The sequence below is a fragment of the Thermus sediminis genome (genome assembly GCF_003426945.1).
Taxonomy (GTDB): domain Bacteria; phylum Deinococcota; class Deinococci; order Deinococcales; family Thermaceae; genus Thermus; species Thermus sediminis.
Genome location: NZ_QURO01000004.1, coordinates 666596 through 682306, shown reverse-complemented (window position 1 = coordinate 682306; position 15711 = coordinate 666596). Strand labels below are relative to the sequence as shown.

The 15711-nt window shown below is 67.3% G+C and carries 18 protein-coding genes; 8 read left to right on the top strand and 10 right to left on the bottom strand.

What is annotated here, in order from left to right:
- Positions 1–84 precede the first annotated feature (84 nt).
- The 5 genes from ATI37_RS04205 to acpP all read right to left on the bottom strand — a co-directional run bounded on the left by ATI37_RS04205 (position 85) and on the right by acpP (position 5132).
- Positions 85–1221 (bottom strand): phenylacetate--CoA ligase family protein, encoded by a 1137-nt coding sequence (locus ATI37_RS04205; protein WP_117237253.1) that lies wholly within the window; start codon positions 1219–1221, stop codon positions 85–87.
- A 30-nt stretch (positions 1222–1251) separates the two neighbouring features.
- Positions 1252–2442, bottom strand: a complete 1191-nt coding sequence (lysN, locus tag ATI37_RS04200; RefSeq protein WP_117237252.1) for a 2-aminoadipate transaminase — start codon at positions 2440–2442, stop codon at positions 1252–1254.
- A 22-nt stretch (positions 2443–2464) separates the two neighbouring features.
- Positions 2465–3592: a deoxyguanosinetriphosphate triphosphohydrolase gene (locus ATI37_RS04195; RefSeq protein WP_117237251.1), complete on the bottom strand. Its 1128-nt coding sequence runs from the start codon at positions 3590–3592 to the stop codon at positions 2465–2467.
- The gene (gene fabF, locus ATI37_RS04190) at positions 3593–4819 is read right to left on the bottom strand and encodes a beta-ketoacyl-ACP synthase II (protein WP_117237250.1); all 1227 of its coding nucleotides are present in this window, start codon (positions 4817–4819) and stop codon (positions 3593–3595) included.
- Between the two features lie 70 nt (positions 4820–4889).
- Positions 4890–5132, bottom strand: coding sequence for an acyl carrier protein (gene acpP, locus ATI37_RS04185; protein WP_117237249.1), 243 nt, complete (start codon positions 5130–5132; stop codon positions 4890–4892).
- Positions 5133–5218: 86 nt separating this feature from the next.
- Here acpP and ATI37_RS04180 point away from each other — a divergent pair, with 86 nt between their 5' ends.
- The 4 genes from ATI37_RS04180 to ATI37_RS04165 are packed head-to-tail and all read left to right on the top strand — an operon-like array spanning position 5219 to position 8339.
- Positions 5219–5959: a metal ABC transporter ATP-binding protein gene (locus ATI37_RS04180; RefSeq protein WP_117237248.1), complete on the top strand. Its 741-nt coding sequence runs from the start codon at positions 5219–5221 to the stop codon at positions 5957–5959.
- A complete protein-coding gene (locus ATI37_RS04175) occupies positions 5952–6758 on the top strand; it encodes a metal ABC transporter permease (RefSeq protein WP_117237247.1) in 807 nt (268 codons plus the stop codon). The genes ATI37_RS04180 and ATI37_RS04175 overlap by 8 nt, the downstream gene beginning before the upstream one ends.
- A gap of 15 nt (positions 6759–6773) precedes the next feature.
- On the top strand, positions 6774–7220 hold the full coding sequence (locus ATI37_RS04170; RefSeq protein ID WP_117237246.1) for an RrF2 family transcriptional regulator: 447 nt from the start codon (positions 6774–6776) through the stop codon (positions 7218–7220).
- Positions 7221–8339 carry a cysteine desulfurase family protein gene (locus tag ATI37_RS04165; RefSeq protein WP_117237245.1) on the top strand — a complete coding sequence of 373 codons (1119 nt, stop codon included), beginning with the start codon at positions 7221–7223 and terminating at the stop codon, positions 8337–8339.
- Here ATI37_RS04165 and ATI37_RS04160 read toward each other — a convergent pair.
- Entirely contained in the window at positions 8336–10009 is a 1674-nt protein-coding gene (locus ATI37_RS04160; RefSeq protein WP_117237244.1) for a long-chain-fatty-acid--CoA ligase, read from the bottom strand. The two genes, ATI37_RS04165 and ATI37_RS04160, sit on opposite strands and share 4 nt — an antisense overlap.
- 86 nt (positions 10010–10095) lie before the next feature.
- Between ATI37_RS04160 and ATI37_RS04155 the strand changes: the two genes are divergently transcribed.
- Positions 10096–10722: a phosphoribosyltransferase gene (locus ATI37_RS04155; protein ID WP_117237243.1), complete on the top strand. Its 627-nt coding sequence runs from the start codon at positions 10096–10098 to the stop codon at positions 10720–10722.
- Entirely contained in the window at positions 10710–11087 is a 378-nt protein-coding gene (locus ATI37_RS04150; RefSeq protein ID WP_117237242.1) for a cupin domain-containing protein, read from the top strand. Before ATI37_RS04155 ends, ATI37_RS04150 begins: the two co-directional genes overlap by 13 nt.
- 60 nt (positions 11088–11147) lie before the next feature.
- Here ATI37_RS04150 and ATI37_RS04145 read toward each other — a convergent pair whose 3' ends face one another.
- The 4 genes from ATI37_RS04145 to speD all read right to left on the bottom strand — a co-directional run bounded on the left by ATI37_RS04145 (position 11148) and on the right by speD (position 14679).
- On the bottom strand, positions 11148–12104 hold the full coding sequence (locus ATI37_RS04145) for an ABC transporter permease (protein ID WP_117237241.1): 957 nt from the start codon (positions 12102–12104) through the stop codon (positions 11148–11150).
- Positions 12094–13017, bottom strand: a complete 924-nt coding sequence (locus tag ATI37_RS04140) for an ABC transporter ATP-binding protein (RefSeq protein ID WP_117237240.1) — start codon at positions 13015–13017, stop codon at positions 12094–12096. Before ATI37_RS04140 ends, ATI37_RS04145 begins: the two co-directional genes overlap by 11 nt.
- Position 13018: 1 nt before the next feature.
- Positions 13019–14164 (bottom strand): NEW3 domain-containing protein, encoded by a 1146-nt coding sequence (locus tag ATI37_RS04135; RefSeq protein WP_117237239.1) that lies wholly within the window; start codon positions 14162–14164, stop codon positions 13019–13021.
- A gap of 80 nt (positions 14165–14244) precedes the next feature.
- A complete protein-coding gene (speD, locus tag ATI37_RS04130; RefSeq protein ID WP_232822513.1) occupies positions 14245–14679 on the bottom strand; it encodes an adenosylmethionine decarboxylase in 435 nt (144 codons plus the stop codon).
- 280 nt (positions 14680–14959) lie between these two features.
- Here speD and sdhC point away from each other — a divergent pair, with 280 nt between their 5' ends.
- Both sdhC and ATI37_RS04120 read left to right on the top strand, forming a co-directional pair.
- The gene (gene sdhC / locus ATI37_RS04125) at positions 14960–15325 is read left to right on the top strand and encodes a succinate dehydrogenase, cytochrome b556 subunit (RefSeq protein WP_117237237.1); all 366 of its coding nucleotides are present in this window, start codon (positions 14960–14962) and stop codon (positions 15323–15325) included.
- Positions 15315–15710 carry a succinate dehydrogenase hydrophobic membrane anchor subunit gene (locus ATI37_RS04120; RefSeq protein ID WP_117237236.1) on the top strand — a complete coding sequence of 132 codons (396 nt, stop codon included), beginning with the start codon at positions 15315–15317 and terminating at the stop codon, positions 15708–15710. Before sdhC ends, ATI37_RS04120 begins: the two co-directional genes overlap by 11 nt.
- The last annotated feature ends 1 nt before the right edge of the window (position 15711 follow it).

The following is a 15711-nucleotide window of genomic DNA, read 5'->3' as shown; positions in this document are numbered from 1 at the left end:
TTTAGCCAAGAGTATACCCTCCCCTCATGAGAGGGGATTAACAAGCCCCCACCCGAGGGCGGGGTTGGGGGCTTGTAGGGACGCTTAGAACCGCCGGTCCTGGACCAGGCCGCCCTCGAGTTCCCCCGCCAGCTCCACCTCGTCCACCTTGAGGCCGGTGGCCTTGCCGATGGCCTCCAGAAGGTCCGGGGGCACCTTCTCCGCCTTGAGGCGGAGGATGAGCTTATCGGTCCCCTCCAGCTTGCGCTCCACCACCACCTGGAAGCCCTTGGGGTCCAGGCCGAAGCCCGCCAGGATGGGGGCGAGCTCCGTGGGGTAGAGCTTCACCCCCTTGACCTTGACCATGGCGTCCGTGCGGCCGAACACCCCCCGGGGCAGGACGGTGAGGCCTTCCCGCCTAAGGGCGATGGCCAGGTCCCCGGTGCGGAAGCGCACCATGGGCATCAGGGTGCGGCTTAGGGCGGTGACCACCAGCTCCCCCTTCTCCCCATCGGCCACGGGCCTTAGGGTCTCGGGGTCTAGGACCTCGAGGACCGCCATCTCCGGGACCTCCCAAAGCCCGTCCTTCTCCAGCCGCTCCCCGGCCACGATGCCGAGCTCGCTGGTCCCGTAGGCGTCCAGGGCCACCCCGCCCAAGGCGGCCTCCACCCGCTCCCGGAAGCCCGGCACCGAGGTGAAGGGCTCCCCCCCGGCGAGGAGGAGGGGGAAGCGCCCCCCCGCCTGCCCCACCTTGAGGGCGAAGGAGGGGTTGGTGACCAGGACGTCAAACCCGTAGGCCTGGGCGAGCTCGGCGATGCGGGAGGCCTCCCCGGGCCCGTGGGGAAAGACCAGGTTCCCCGCCCGCCAGAGGGCCTGGTGGAAGAGCCATCCCCCGGCGAGGACGTGGTAGCTGAAGGCCACCAGGACCTTCTTGCCCACGAGGCCCAGACGGCGGTAGTGCTCCGCCAGGGCCTCGGCCTGGTAGCGGAGGTCCTCTTGGGACAGGTACTCGGGCATCCAGCCCAGGAGGGGGCTTGGGGTGAGGTGCATGAGGCTCGCCCCTTCTGGGGGCCTGGGGTTTTCCTTGAGGAAGGCCACCCACTCCTCCCTGGTGGTGAGGGGGAGGTCCTCGAGGTCCTCCAGGGTCACCTTCTCGGCGTCCAGGTCCTTGAACTTCTCCCGGTAGACCGGGTGGTCCTTGGCCGCTTTGAGCACCGCCCTCAGCCGGGAAAGCCTTTCCATACCAGGCCTCCTTTGGCGGGGATTATACCCTTAGGCGGGGGTGAGGAGGCCCCTCAGGGCCTTCCCCAGGCGGCGCACCCCCTCGGCGATGCGCTCCCCATCCATGGTGGCGTAGGAGAGCCTCAAGGTGTTCTCCCCGCCCCCTAAGGCGAAGAAGGGCCCTCCCGGCACGAAGGCCACGTTTTCCTCCAGGGCCTTCCACAACAGGGCCTCCGCGGAAAGCCCCTTGGGAAGCCTCATCCATACGAACATCCCTCCCTGGGGTCTAGTGAAGGCCACCTCCTTGGGCATCTCCTTCTCCAGAGCCTCCAGCATGGCCCTGGCCTTTTCCCGGTAGACCTGCCGGACCCGCTCAAGCCGCTCCTGGAAGCCCTCCTTCAGGAGCTCGTGGACCAGCATCTGGTTGAGGGCCGGGGTGTGGAGGTCCACCCCCTGCTTGGCCTGGGTGAGCTTGAGGAGGACCTCGGGGTGGGCCACGGCGAAGGCCACCCGGAGGCCTGGGGCCAGGATCTTGGAGAAGCTAGAGAGGTAGATCACCCCAGGGTAGCCCGCCTCCCGGGAGAGCTCAAAGAGGCTCGGAAGGCGGCCTTCCCCAAAGTAGAGCTCCCGGTAGGCGTCGTCCTCCACCACGAGGAGGCCCTTCTCCATCACCATCTCCAGAAGCCTCTCCCGAGCGGGAAGGGGCATCAGGCCCCCCGAGGGGTTCTGGAAGGAGGGGATGAGGTAGAGGAAGCGGGGGCGCTCCCTGAAGACCTCCGCCAAGGCCTCTAGGTCTGGCCCCTCCTCCCCCGCGGGCACGGTGAGGAAGCGGGGGCCGTAGGCCCGGAAGGCCTGGATGGCCCCCAGGTAGCTGGGGGCCTCGAGGAGGACCGGGGCCCCTTCGTCCAGAAAGACCTTGCCCATGAGGTCCAAGGCCTGCTGGCTTCCCGTGGTGATGAGGACCTCCTCCACCCCTACCCCAAGCCACTCCGCCACGAAGGCCCTCAAGGGGAGGTAGCCCTCCGTGGGGCCGTACTGCAGGGCCACCTCGCCCTTCTCCCTGAGGATCCCCGCCGCCTTTAGGGCCGCCTCCTCCTTGGGGAAGAGCTCGGGGGCGGGGAGCCCCCCGGCGAAGCTGATGACCCCGGGGCGTTGGGTGAGCTTGAGGAGCTCCCGGATGGTGGAGGCCTGGATCCGCTCGGCGCCTTGGCCAAATAGGGTATCCCACTCTAGGGTTTTCACCCCACCAGTTTACGCCTAAGGGCTAGGGGAAGAGGCGGCGGTAGGCCTCCAGGGCGTACCGGTCCGTCATCCCCGCCAGGTAGTCGCAGACGGCCCTTAGCCCCTCCGCCTCCATCCGCGCCTGGACCTCCCGAGGGAGAAGCTCCGGGTAGCGGGCGTAGGTCTGGAAGAGCTCCGTGAGGACGATCTCCGCCTTCCGCCTCTCCTCCAAGACCCTGGGGTGGCGGTAAAGCCTTTCCATGAGGAAGGCCTTGAGCTCTCCCAGGGCCTTTTCCCCCTCGGGGGAGAGGCCCGCCAGGCGCTCGGGGTGGCGGCGCACGGCCTCGGCGCTCCCCACCCCCGCCGCCTCCACCCTCCTATGGGTGGCCTCCGTGGCCTCGGTGATCAGGTAGCCCAGGAGCTGGCGGACAAGGACCCGCCTTCCCAGCTCGGTGAGGGGGAAGAGGGCGAGCCCCTCCTCCTGGGCCAGGGCCTCGAGGAGGGTGACCTGGGAAAGTTCCTCGGGGGCGAGGAGGCCCGAGCGGAGGCCGTCGTCCAGGTCGTGGGCGGCGTAGGCGAGGGCGTCCGCCAGGTCCACCACCTGGGCCTCGAGGGTCCCCTGCCCCTCGTAGAGGGGCTTGAAGCCCGGAGCGTAGGCGGTCTCGTGGGTGGCGATCCCCTCTAGGACCTCGTGGGTGAGGTTGAGGCCGCGAAAGTCCGGGTAGCGCTCCTCCAGGTGGGTGAGGATCCTGAGGGCCTGGGCGTTGTGCTCAAAGCCCCCATGTTCCCGCATGAGCCTGTCCAGGACCTTTTCCCCGGTGTGGCCGAAGGGGGGGTGGCCCAGGTCGTGGGAGAGGGCGATGGCCTCGGCGAGGTCCTCGTTGAGGCCCAGGGCCCGGGCGATGGAGCGGGCCACCTGGACCACCTCCAGGGTGTGGGTGAGGCGGGTGCGGTAGTAGTCCCCCGCCCAGTTGGGGAAGACCTGGGTCTTGTACTCCAGGCGGCGGAAGGCGGTGGTGTGGAGGATCCGGTCCCGGTCCTTCTGGTAGGGGGTGCGGTAGCGGGACTCGGGCTCCGGGTGGGCCCGCCCCCGGGTGTCCCTGGCCTTCTGGGCGTAGGGGGCGAGGCGGCCTTCCTCCAGTTCCAAAAGCCTTTCCCGCTCAAAGAGCATCTAGATCCGCCCGAAGAGGAGGACGGCGTTCTGCCCGCCGAAGGCGAAGGAGTTGGAGAGGGCGTAGTCCACCCGGGCCTCCCGGGGCTCGGGGATGAAGTCCAAGTCCAGCTCGGGGTCAGGGTCCTCGAGGTTGAGGGTGGGGGGGATGACCCCGTGGTAGAGGGCCTGGACCGTGGCGATGGCCTCCACCGCCCCCGCGGCCCCCAGGAGGTGGCCTACCATGCTCTTGGTGCTGGAGACCATAAGCCTCCTGGCATGTTCCCCGAAGACCCGCTTGATGGCCAGGACCTCCGCCCGGTCCCCTATGGGGGTGGAGGTGCCGTGGGCGTTGATGTAGCCTATCCTCTCCGGGTCCACCCGGGCGTCCCTCAGGGCCCGCTCCATGGCCAAGGCGGCCCCTACACCCTCGGGGTGGGGCTCGGTGATGTGGTGGGCGTCGGCGCTGCGGCCAAAGCCCAAAAGCTCAGCGTAGATCCTCGCCCCTCGCTTCTTGGCGTGCTCGTAGGCCTCTAGGACCAAGACCCCGGCCCCCTCCCCCATGACGAACCCGTCCCGGGAGAGGGTAAAGGGGCGGCTGGCCTTCTCGGGCTCCTCGTTTCTGGTGGAAAGCGCCCGCATCACCGCAAAGGCCCCGATGGCCATGGGGGTGATGGCGGCCTCCGTCCCCCCGGCGAGGACGAGGTCCGCCTCCCCCAGCTGGATCATGCGCATGGCGCTTCCCAGGGCATCGGCCCCCGTGGCGCAGGCGGTGACGGTGGTGGAGGAGGGCCCCTGGAACCCGTAGCGCATGGCGATGTGGGCCGAGGCCATGTTGGCGATCATCATGGGGATGAAGAAGGGGCTGATGCGGTTTGGGCCCCTTTCCAGGAAGACCTTGCTCTGGGTCTCCCAGGTCTCCATCCCCCCGATCCCTGTGCCCACCAGGGTGCCCACCCGCCTGGGGTCCACCGCCTCCAGCTCCAGCCCGGAATCCTTTAGGGCCAGCTCGGCGGCGATCAGGGCGTACTGGACGAAGCGGTCCAGGCGGCGGAGCTCCTTCCTGTCCAAAAAGTCCTCGGGGTCCACGTCCACCTCGGCGGCGATGCGCACGGGGAGGGGAGAGGCGTCAAAGCGGGTGATGGGCCTGACCCCGCTCCTGCCCTCCAGTTGGGCCTGGTGAAAGGCCTCCTGGCCCACCCCGATGGGGGTGAGAGCCCCGAGGCCGGTGACGACCACGCGCTGCATGGGGCCAGTATACCTTGGAAGGAAAGGGCCGGGCGGGAACCCAGGCTCCCGCCCGGCGGGATAAGCGGGGTTAGCCTAGCTTGGTCTGGATGTAGGCCACGGCGTCCTTGACGGTGCGGATCTTCTCCGCTTCCTCGTCGGAGATCTCCAGGCCAAACTCGTCCTCCAGGCCCATGATGAGCTCTACGGTGTCCAGGCTGTCCGCCCCCAGGTCCTCGATGAAGCGGGCCTCGAGGCTCACCTTCTCCGGCTCCACCTGGAGCTTGTCCGCAATAACCCCCCGCACCTTTTCAAAGATCTCCTGCTCGCTCATGCAAACCTCCCGGCGGGATTTTACCACGGCCTTTGGGGCAGCGCCCTACCTTGACGGGATATTGAGAATCCAGTACCATCTCAGGTGTGTCCGCCCTGGAAATCCGGGACCTCTCCGTGCGCTTTGGGGAGTTCTGGGCCCTCGAGGGGATAAGCCTCTCTGTGCCCAAGGGGGCCTTCGTGGCCGTGGTGGGGCCCAACGGGGCGGGGAAGAGCACCCTCTTGAAGGCGGTGCTGGGCCTTGTGCCCTTCCTCGGGGAGGTGCGGGTCTTTGACCAGCCCCTTTCCCAAGCGGACCCCTTTTGGTTCGGCTACGTGCCCCAGATCAAGACCTTTGACCGTTCCTTCCCCGCCCTGGCCTTGGAGCTGGTCCTCACCGGGCTCAGGCGGCGCTGGCCCTTCCGCATCGGCCCTTCCGAACGGGAGGAAGGCCTGAGGGCCCTGGGGCAGGTGGGGGCGGAGGACTTGGCTTTCCGCCCCCTCGGGCGGCTTTCCGGGGGGGAGTTGCAGCGGGTCTACCTAGCCCGGGCCCTCATCCGGAGGCCCCGCCTCCTCCTCCTGGACGAGCCCGCTACTGGGGTGGATCGGGTAGGGGAAGTGGATCTCTACCATCACTTGGATTTGTACCAGAAAACTTCAGAGGCCACGGTCCTCATGATCACCCACGACTGGGAGGCCGCCCACCACGCCACCCACGTCCTGGTGATGAACCGCAAGGTGATGGGCTTCGGTCCTCCCGAAAGGGCCCTCACCGAGGCCTGCCTACGCCAGGCCTACGGCCACGTGGGCCACGCCCACGGCCTCTTCCTGGAGGGAGGCCGTGGTTGAGGCCCTGGGCTACCCCTTCTTCCAGCGGGCCCTCCTGGCGGGGGTCCTTTTGGCCATCCTTTCGGGCTTCCTTTCCCCCCTGGTGGTGCAAAGGCGGCTCTCCTTCCTGGGGGATGGTCTGGCCCACGCTGCCTTCGCCGGGGTGGCCTTGGGGCTCTTCCTCAGGGGGGAGCCCCTCTGGTTCGCCCTTCCCTTCACTTTTTTGGTGGCCCTGGCCATCACCTTTGTCAAGGAGCGCACCGAGCTTTCCGAGGACACGGCCATCGGGGTCTTCTTCGCCCTGTCCGTGGCCTTAGGGGCCATCTTCTTGACCAAGGCCAAGGGGTACGTGGGGGACGTCATGGGCTACCTCTTCGGCTCCCTCCTGGCCGTGGGGCCTTGGGACCTTTTGACGGTGGCCTTCATGGTCCTCCTGGCCCTGGCCCTCCTGCCCTTCTGGGGCCCCCTGGCCTACGCTACCTTTGACCGGGAGCTGGCCTTGGCGGACCGGGTTCCGGTGGTCTGGCACAACTACCTCCTCTCCGGTTTCCTGGCCGTGAGCCTGGTCCTGGCCGTCAAGGTGGTGGGCCTGATCCTGGTGGCCGCCTTTCTGGTCATCCCCGGGGCGGCGGCGAGGCTTCTTGCCCGCACCTTCGCCGGCATGACCCTCCTCTCCCTCTTCCTCGCCCTCCTCTCCACCTTTGGCGGGCTTTTCTCCTCCTTCCTCCTGGACTGGCCCAGCGGGGCCAGCGTGGTCCTCTTCCAGGCCCTGCTCTTTGCCTTGGCCTTTGCAAAATCCAGATTCTCGGGCGGGAAATAGGTGTATACTGGTCCCATGTGGGTCTCCACGAAGGCGCAATACGGCCTGAGGGCCCTGGTGGAGATTGGCCTCCGCGCCCCCAAGGCGGTGCCCCTCAAGGAGGTGGCCGAGGCCCAGGGCATCAGCCAGCACTACCTGGAGCAGATCGCGGCCCAACTGCGCCGCGCTGGCTTCATCCGCTCCGTGCGGGGGGCCAAGGGGGGGTACCGCCTGGCCCAGCCCCCGGAGCGGGTGACGGCCCTCGAGGTGGTGGAGGCCCTGGAGGGGAGCCTGGCCCCCGTCTCCTGCATCGAGGACCCCGAGTCCTGCGCCCAGGTGGGGCAGTGCTCTACGGAGCTCCTCTGGAAGCGGGTGGACCAGGCCATGCGCCACGTCCTGGGGAGCACCACTTTGAAGGACCTCATTGAGGAGAGGAAGCTCATTGAGGCCAGGCGCCTGATCCAGCTCCAGCCTGCTAGCTAAATGGCCTACCTGGACTACGCCGCCACCACGCCCCTAGACCCCGAGGTGGGGGAAGCCATGCGGGAGGTGGAGGGGGTCTTCGGCAACCCCAATAGCGTCCACCGCTATGGCCAGGAGGCCCGGAGGATCCTGGAGGGGGCCCGGGAGCGGGTGGCCCACCTCCTTGGGGTCCGCCCCCGGGAGGTGGTCTTCACCGCCTCGGGCTCGGAGGCGGATGCCCTGGCCATCCTGGGGGTGGCCCTGGCCCGGGGGAAGGGACACGTGGTGAGCACAGCGGTGGAGCATAGCGCCCTTCTCGGGGCCCTGAGGCTTCTGGAGGGGCTGGGCTTCGCCGTGACCTACCTCAGGCCCGACCCCTTGGGCATGGTCTACCCGGAGCAGGTGGCGGAGGCCCTCCGCCCCGACACCTTCCTGGTGAGCGTCATGGCCGCCAACAATGAGCTCGGGAACCTCTACCCCGTGAAGGCCATGGCTGAGGTGGCCCACAATGGGGGAGCCCTCTTTCACACGGATGCGGTCCAGGCCGTGGGCCAGGTGCCCTTCCGCGTGGAGGAGGTGGGGGCGGATTTGGTCTCCCTGAGCGCCCACAAGTTCTACGGGCCCAAGGGGATCGGGGCCCTCCTGGTGCGCCGGGGGGTGGAGCTCTTCCCCTTGGTCCCCGGGAAGCAGGAGGGGGGGAGGCGGGGGGGGACGCAGAGCCCCCTCCTGGCCCACGGCCTGGCGGTAGCCCTAGAGAAGGCCTACAGGCTCCTCCCTGAGGAGGGCGAGCGGCTTCTCGCCTTGAGGAGGCGCCTCGAGGCGGGGCTCCTTTCCGTGGAGGGGGTGGAGCTGAACGGCCACCCGGAGAGGCGCCTCCCCAGGCTGGTGAACGTCACGGTGAAGGGGGCGGACGGGGAGGCCCTGCTCCTCGCCATGGACCTCCTGGGGGTGGCGGTCTCCTCGGGCTCCGCCTGCTCGGCGGGGAGCCTCGAGCCCTCCCACGTCCTCCTGGCCCTAGGCCGCTCCCGGGAGGAGGCCCGGGCCTCCTTGCGCTTCTCCCTGGGGCGCTTCACCACTCCAGAGGAGGTGGACCGGGCCATAGAGGCCTTCCGGGAAGCGGTGCGCCGGGCCCGGGCCTAGGCCTTCTTGGCGAACTCGTCCCTGAGCTCCCGCCTCAGGATCTTGCCCACGCTGGACTTGGGGAGGCTCTCCCGGAACTGGATGATGCGGGGCACCTTGTAGGCGGCCAGGTTCTCCCGGCAGAAGGCCTCTATGTCCTTTTCCGTGACCTTGCCCCGGTAGGCCTCCTTCAGGACGAGGAAGGCGGCCACGGTCTCCCCGCGGTAGGGGTCGGGGATGCCCACCACGGCCGCCTCCTGGACGGCCTCGTGCCCGTAGAGGACCTCCTCCACCTCCCGGGGGTAGATGTTGTACCCGCCGGCGATGATCATGTCCTTTTTGCGGTCCACGATGTAGAAGTAGCCGTCCTCGTCCATCCGGGCCAGGTCGCCGGTGAAGAGCCAGCCGTCCTTGAGGGCCTTTTGGGTCTCCTCCGGGCGGTTCCAGTAGCCCTTCATGATGTTGGGACCTTTGACGATGAGCTCGCCCACCTCGCCTAGGGGCACCTCATGGCCCTCCTCGTCCACTACCTTGGCCTCCACGCCGGGCAGGGGTAGGCCGATGGACCCCTTCCTGACCTCGCCCAGTACGGGGTTGGAGTGGGTCACGGGGCTGGCCTCGGAGAGGCCGTAGCCCTCGATGAGCCTGGCCCCGGTGATCTCCTCAAAGCGCTTGGCCACCTCCACGGGCAGGGGCGCGGCCCCCGAGAGGCAGATGCGGATGCTCTTCACGTTGCGCCCCTCCACGCCAGGGAAGGTGTTGAAGGCCACGTAGAGGGTGGGGACCCCAGGGAAGTGGGTCACCCCGTGCTTCTCAATGGCCTCCACGATGGCGCGGATCTCGGGCCTGGGTAGGAGGACGATCTTGTACCCCGAGAAGAGGCCATGGTTCATGGCCACGGTCATGCCGTAGACGTGGAAGAAGGGAAGGGCCCCCAGCATCACCCCCTTGCCCAAGAGCTCCCTGGAGGTGGGGTCCCAGGCGTCAATCTGCTGCACGTTGGCCACCAGGTTCCGGTGGGTCAGCATGGCCCCCTTGGAAATCCCCGTGGTGCCGCCGGTGTACTGGAGGAGGGCCAGGTCCTCGGGGTCCGAAGCGTGGGGGGTGGCGGGGGGGCGCTTCAGGAGGTCGGTGAAGGCGTGGAAGCCCTCCCGCTTGGGAAAACCCAGGGGGAGCTTGTCCCTCCTGGCCTTCAGGGGGTAAAGGAGGTTTTTGGGGAAGGGGAGGAAGTCCTTGATCCCTGTGACCACCACCTGCTTTACCGGGGTTTCCCGCTCCACTTCCAAGTAGCGAGGCAGGAGGTGGTCCAGGATGACCAGGGTCTCGGCCCCGGCGTCCTGGAGCTGGTGCCTAAGCTCCCTTGGGGTGTAAAGGGGGTTCGCGCTCACCCCCACGCCCCCGGCGAGGAGGGTGCCGAAGAAGGCGATGACGAACTGGGGGGTGTTGGGGAGCGCGATGGCCACCCGGTCCCCGGGCTTCACCCCCAGGTCCTTCAGCCCCTGGGCGAAGCGCCGGGACTGGTCCCAGAGCTCGCTGTAGGTAAGGGTCTTCCCTAGGAATTCCAGGGCTATGTTCCCCGGGAAGCGGCGGGCGCTCTCCTCCAGGAGGCGCCAAAGGGGGGTGGGGGGAACTTCTACCCCATGGGGTACGCCAGGGTTGTAGTGGGCCAGCCAGGGTTTGGGGCTCACCATAGCTCTCCTCCTTCCCCGACAGCCTACCAAAGGCCTTATACTTAGTTCAAGCCTCAGAGGGTGTACCATGAAAAAGGAGGTTTCCCATGCGCTTCCGCGATCGTCGGCACGCCGGTTCGCTTCTTTGCGAGGCCCTGAAGCCTTTGGGCCTGGAGCGCCCCGTGGTCCTGGGCGTCCCCCGGGGCGGGGTGGTGGTGGCGGATGAAGTGGCCCGAGGCCTAGGAGGCGAGCTGGACGTGGTCCTGGTGCGCAAATTGGGAGCCCCTGGCAACCCGGAGTTCGCCCTGGGAGCGGTGGGGGAAAGGGGAGAACCGGTCCTGAAGCCCTACGCCCTCCGGTATGCGGACCAGAGCTACCTGGAACGGGAGGCAGCCCGGCAGAAGGAGGTGATCCGCAGGCGGGCCGAGCGTTACCGCAAGGTGCGGCCTAAGGTCCCCCTGAAGGGGAGGGAGGTGGTCTTGGTGGACGACGGCATCGCCACCGGGTCCACGGTGGAGGCAGCCTTGAGCGTCATCCTGGCCGAAGAGCCCAAGAGGCTGGTGGTGGCCGTGCCCGTGGCCAGCCCCGAGGCGGTGGAGAGGCTAAAGGAAAGGGCGGAAGCTCTGGCCCTCTCCACCCCCCCGGACTTCGCCGCCGTAGGGACCTACTACATGGACTTCGGCGAGGTCACGGACGAGGACGTGGAGACCCTTCTGTTACAATGGGCGGCATGAGGCCCGTGGTCAAGCAGGTGGCGAGCCTCGAGGCCCGCCCCGTGGAGCGGGGGGAGAAGGCCTTCATCCAGGTCCTCATCGGTCCCGAGGAGGGGGCCCCCCACTTCGTCCTGCGCAAGTTCACCCTGCTCCCCGGAGGGCGGATCCCCAAGCACAAGCACCCCACCATCGAGCACGAGCAGTACGTGCTTTCCGGACGCATGAAGGTGGTTTTGGGGGAGGAGGTGCGGGAGGTTTCCGCGGGACAGGCGGTCTTCATCCCCCCGGAAACCCCCCACGCCTACGCCAACGAAGGGGAGGAGCCCGTGGAGTTCCTCTGCATCATCCCCAAGACGGGCGCCTACGCCACGGAGTGGCTAGACTGAGCACCCCACCACGGCTTGGGCCGTGGTGGGGGCCCCAGAGGGGCATATGCACCGAATGAGCTAGGCCCTCACCTCCTGGCGCTGGAAGGCCACGTAGGCCAGGGTGAAGAGGAGGACGGCCAGGGCGAAGAGGCCGGTGAGCTGGGGCCAGATGAGGAGGAGGCTCTGGCCCAAAGGCAAGGGGGTGCCCAGGATCGCTCCTTCCAGCTGGGTGATGAGGATGGGCCCCAGGGAGCGCACCGCCGGGTTCAGGGTGGCGGTGAGGGCCTCGGCGTAGAGGGTGTTGGGGGAGAGGCGGGAGAACCACAGGGCCAGGTTGGCCTGCCTAAGCTGGCTTTCTGGGTCTAGGGGATCCGCTCGGAGGAAGAGGGCGCTTGCGGCTATATCCGTGAGTATGGGGAAGAACACGGCGAAGAAGAGCCAGACCCCAATGGCAGCCAGGGCGGCGGTGGCGGGCTGGCGGAAGAGGACGGAGAAGAGGAGGCCCAAGGCCAGCCAGCCTGCGGCGTAGACCAGAGTGGCTAGGAGGAAGAAGAAGATCCGGGCTACCTCCTCCCCACCGGGGGGCACCCCCAAGGTGAAGATCCCCAAACCCAAGACCAAAAGGAGGAGGGCCAAAAGGAGAACGGCCAGGGTACCGAGCCCCGCCAGGAACTTGCCGAAGAGGAGGGCGTCCTTGTAGATGGGCTGGGAAAGGACCCGGGAGAGGGTGCCGCGGTTGTGTTCCCCGTTCACCGCATCAAAGGCCAGGGCGATGGCCGCTAGGGGCACGAAGAAGGAGAGGAAGCCCACGAAGGAGGGGAGGGGGTCCTGGGCGGTGGTGAGGAGCTTGAGGTAGAGGTAGGGATCCTCGCCTACGGTCTGGCGCAGGATCTGGGTGCCGGTGTAGACGGCGGCCAGGGCGGAGAGGAGGACAAGGACCTCGAGGATCCGCATCCTGAGCCCCGAGAGGTGGTCGGCCATCTCCTTGAAAAAGACCGCCCAAAGCCCAGTCCAGGGGGAGCCCTCACGCCGCATAGGCTACCTCCTTGAAGTAGTGCGCATAGACCTCGTCCAGACTGGGCCTCCTTAGGGCTAGGCTTAGAAGGGCTCCGTGGTCGGTAGCAATGCGGGCCAGTTCGGCCCGCACATCCCGGATGGCCAGGACCCGGTACCGCCCCCCTTCGGCCTCCACCCGGCCCACCCCCTCCACGCCACGGAAGGAATCGGCCAGGCCGGGGCTTGCTTCCACCAAGACCTCGTACCCCCCACCCAGGACCCGGGCGGCGAGCTCCTCCACCGTGCCCAAGAGGGCCAGGCGTCCCTTGTGGAAGAGACCCACCCGGTCGCAGATCTCCTGTACCTGGTGGAGGAGGTGGCTAGAGAGGAGGATGGTGATCCCCTCAGTCTTCAGGCCCTTGATGAGGTCCAAAAACTCCCGGGCTGCCTCCGGGTCCAGGCCCAGGGTCGGCTCGTCCAGGATGGCCACCTTTGGCCTTTTGAGGAGCACCTCGGCCAGGCCCAGGCGTTGGCGCATGCCCCGGCTAAAGGCGGAGACCCGCCGGTCCCTCACCTCCCAAAGCCCCATGCGCCGCAGCACCTCCTCCATGCGGGCCTTGGCCTCGGCCTCGGGGAGGCCCAGGAGCCTGGTGGTGTAGCGCAGGTTCTCCCATGCGGTGAGCTCGCCGTAAAACCCCACCTGGTCCGGGAGGTAGCCCACCCGGGCCTTCACCTTGAGGGGTTCCCGCATGGGGTCCAGGCCTAGCACCCGGGCCTCCCCGGAGGTGGGCTCGGTGAGGCCCAGGAGCATGAGGATGGTGGTGGTCTTCCCTGAGCCGTTGGGTCCCAGGAGCCCGAAGACCTCCCCCTCCTCCACCTCCAGGTCCAGGTCCTCCACCGCCACCACCTGTCCGTAGCGCTTGGTGAGACCCCGGGTCGCGATGACCGCCATGTTACCTCCGGCCAAACCGGTTCACGGCCAAGCCCAGGACCACGAGGGCCACGGCCATGAGGCCCACGCCTACCAGGCCCCAGAGGGTGGAGCGCACCACCGTGGCCCGGTAGTCCATGGTGGTGGAGAGGCCCTCGTCCCCCCTCAGGGAGAAGGTCAGCATGTAGTCCCCCGTCACCGCCCTGTTGGAGGGCTTGACCCGGGCGGTGACCTCCTCCTCTTGACCAGGTTCCAGGAGGTCTATCCTTTCGGGCTCGAACCTCACCTCCCAGCCCGAGGGCTCGAAAGCGCTGAAGGAGAGGTTCCTGGCGGGAGCGCTCCCCTCGTTCTGCAAGACCAGCCTCAGCGCGTTCTCCCTACCGGCGGTCACCTGGCCGGAGAACCGCCCCTCCTTGGGCCTGAAGCGCACCTCCGGGCGGCCGGTGACCTCCAAGGTAAGCCCCAGATCCGCCCTGGTCTCCCCGGCCACCGCCCGGACGGTTAGGCCGTAGGTGTCCGCCTGGGTATCCCGGGGCAGGGAGACCTCCACGTCCAGATCCCGGCTCTCCCCGGCCCGGATGGGCAGGCTGGTCACCTGCTGGCCGGTGAAGGCGGGGGTGAAGGTGACCTGGAAGCCCTGGGGGGCCTCGGCCTCCAAGGAGACCAGAAGGTCGCGGTCGGACTCGTTCCTCAGGGTAACCCGGTAGCGGAAGGCGCTCGTGGGTGGGCCCCTGAGGATGGGCAGCTCGGCCTCGAGGGCGAGCCTTTGGGGCAGGCCCTGGCCCACCACCAAAGCGATGGGCAGGCTGGCCGTCTGGCCTAGGCCCTCAGCCCGCACCAGGAAGCGGTAGGTTCCCGGGCTCACCTCCCTAGGGGGCTGGAGCCTGAGGGTCACGGTGGCCTCCCCATCTGGGGCCAGGTACACCGCCCGGACCAGCCTTCCGCCTCCCACGAGGCTGGCCTGCCAGCCCTGGGGGACCTCGGCCAGGGACAGGCGCACCACCCCTGGGGAAAGGCCGTGGTTCTTCACCGTGAGGGTGAGGTTCACGCTCTCCCCAGGCTGAACGCCCATCTCGGGGTAAGGGGTTCCCAGGGAGAGGCCGCGAAAACCTTGGGCCAGGGCTAGACCGAGGGCTAGGAGGGCCAGTGTCAGCAGTTTCCGCAACATACCTAAGCCTCCTCCATCAAGGCTAGGCACAAACCATGAGCGTCCAATGAAAAGGGCCCGTAGCCCCTGGGGGAGGAGGGCTAACCCACCCGAGCCTCCAAGTACTCCCGCTCCCCCAGGACGATCTTTTGGGCCAGCTCGGGGTCTTTAGGGAACTCCTTGCCCCGGTGGATCATGTAGGTCGCGTAGCGGCCGATGTCAAAGGTCTCGGCTAGCCGCCTCAAGACCTGGGCCATGTCAAAGGCCTTGCAGGAGAAGATGTCCACCGAGAGGAAGCGCTTCTTGGGGAAGGTGTGGATGGCGATGTGGCTTTCGGCGATGATCACGACCCCGGTGACCCCGTCCTCCCCATCCCGGCCGTACCTATAGACGAAGGGAGGCAGGACCTTGGTCATCCCCATCTCCTCGGGGAGCTCGTCCAGGACCCGCCGCACCAGCGCGGCATCCTGGAGCTTCTCGGGACTGGCGTCGTAGCCGTCCACCATCAGGTGAGGACCGAATCCGAAGAGTTCCACCGCGACCACCTCCTTCCCGTGCCCCCCGGGGTATCCCCTGCGGCACGCCCCCCATTATCCCCCCCCTCCCCCCCCTGTCAATACCTTGTCCTGACGCAGGAATCCCTGGCTTCCCTCCCCTAGGCACCTCCCGGGGCGTGGGGGGTGGGGGATCGGGGAGGATTTCCCCGTGTTGGTGGGCTTTAGATACGGAAACGGGGTATATGGTGGCCTTTTTGGTCTAGGGAACGCTCAGGGGTCGTAGGGGAGGTGGTATGATGGCAGTTGGCAAGGAGGTGTCATGTACAGGGGAAGGGAAGGGCAGTGGGCGTTTTACCTCCACCGGATCTCGGGCCTGGGCATCCTGGTCTTCCTTGTGCTCCACGTGTCCAACATCGCCAGCGCCATGTGGGGCCCAGAGGTGTCCAATGCCCTGATGAAGTTCTACCACCAGCCCGTGTTCCAGGTGGGCCTCCTCGTACTCATCGCTGGGGTGCTCTACCACGGGTTCAATGGCCTGAGGATTATCCTCATGGACTTCACCTCCTGGGGGGTGCGCCACCAGCGGGCGCTTTGGTACGGGGTCTGGGTCCTCTTTTTGGTCTTCTACCTGCCCTTTGTGATCAGGATCGGCGGCGGGATTCTGGGAGGCGGACATGGCGATTAAGTCCAAGCGGTACCAGGAGGCCCGCCTCGAGGCTAGCTCCAACCTGGAGCTCTACTGGTGGGTTTTCATGCGCATCTCCGGGGTGGTGCTGGTCTTCCTCATCATCGGGCACATGTGGATGAACGCCATTCTAATGGACCTGAACAAGATCGACTACGACTACGTGGTCCAGAGGCTTTCCCAGACCACCTGGAAGATCTACGACTGGCTCATCCTGGCCCTGGCCCTCCTCCACGGGGGCAATGGGCTTCGCTACGTGCTGGATGACTGGGTCCGGGATCCGGCCAAGCGCTTCTGGGCCAAGGTGGTGAGCTATAGCCTCCTGGCCTTCATCTTCGTCTTGGGGAGCTTCAGCCTCTTCAACCACGATTTCGGGGTGAGGTGAT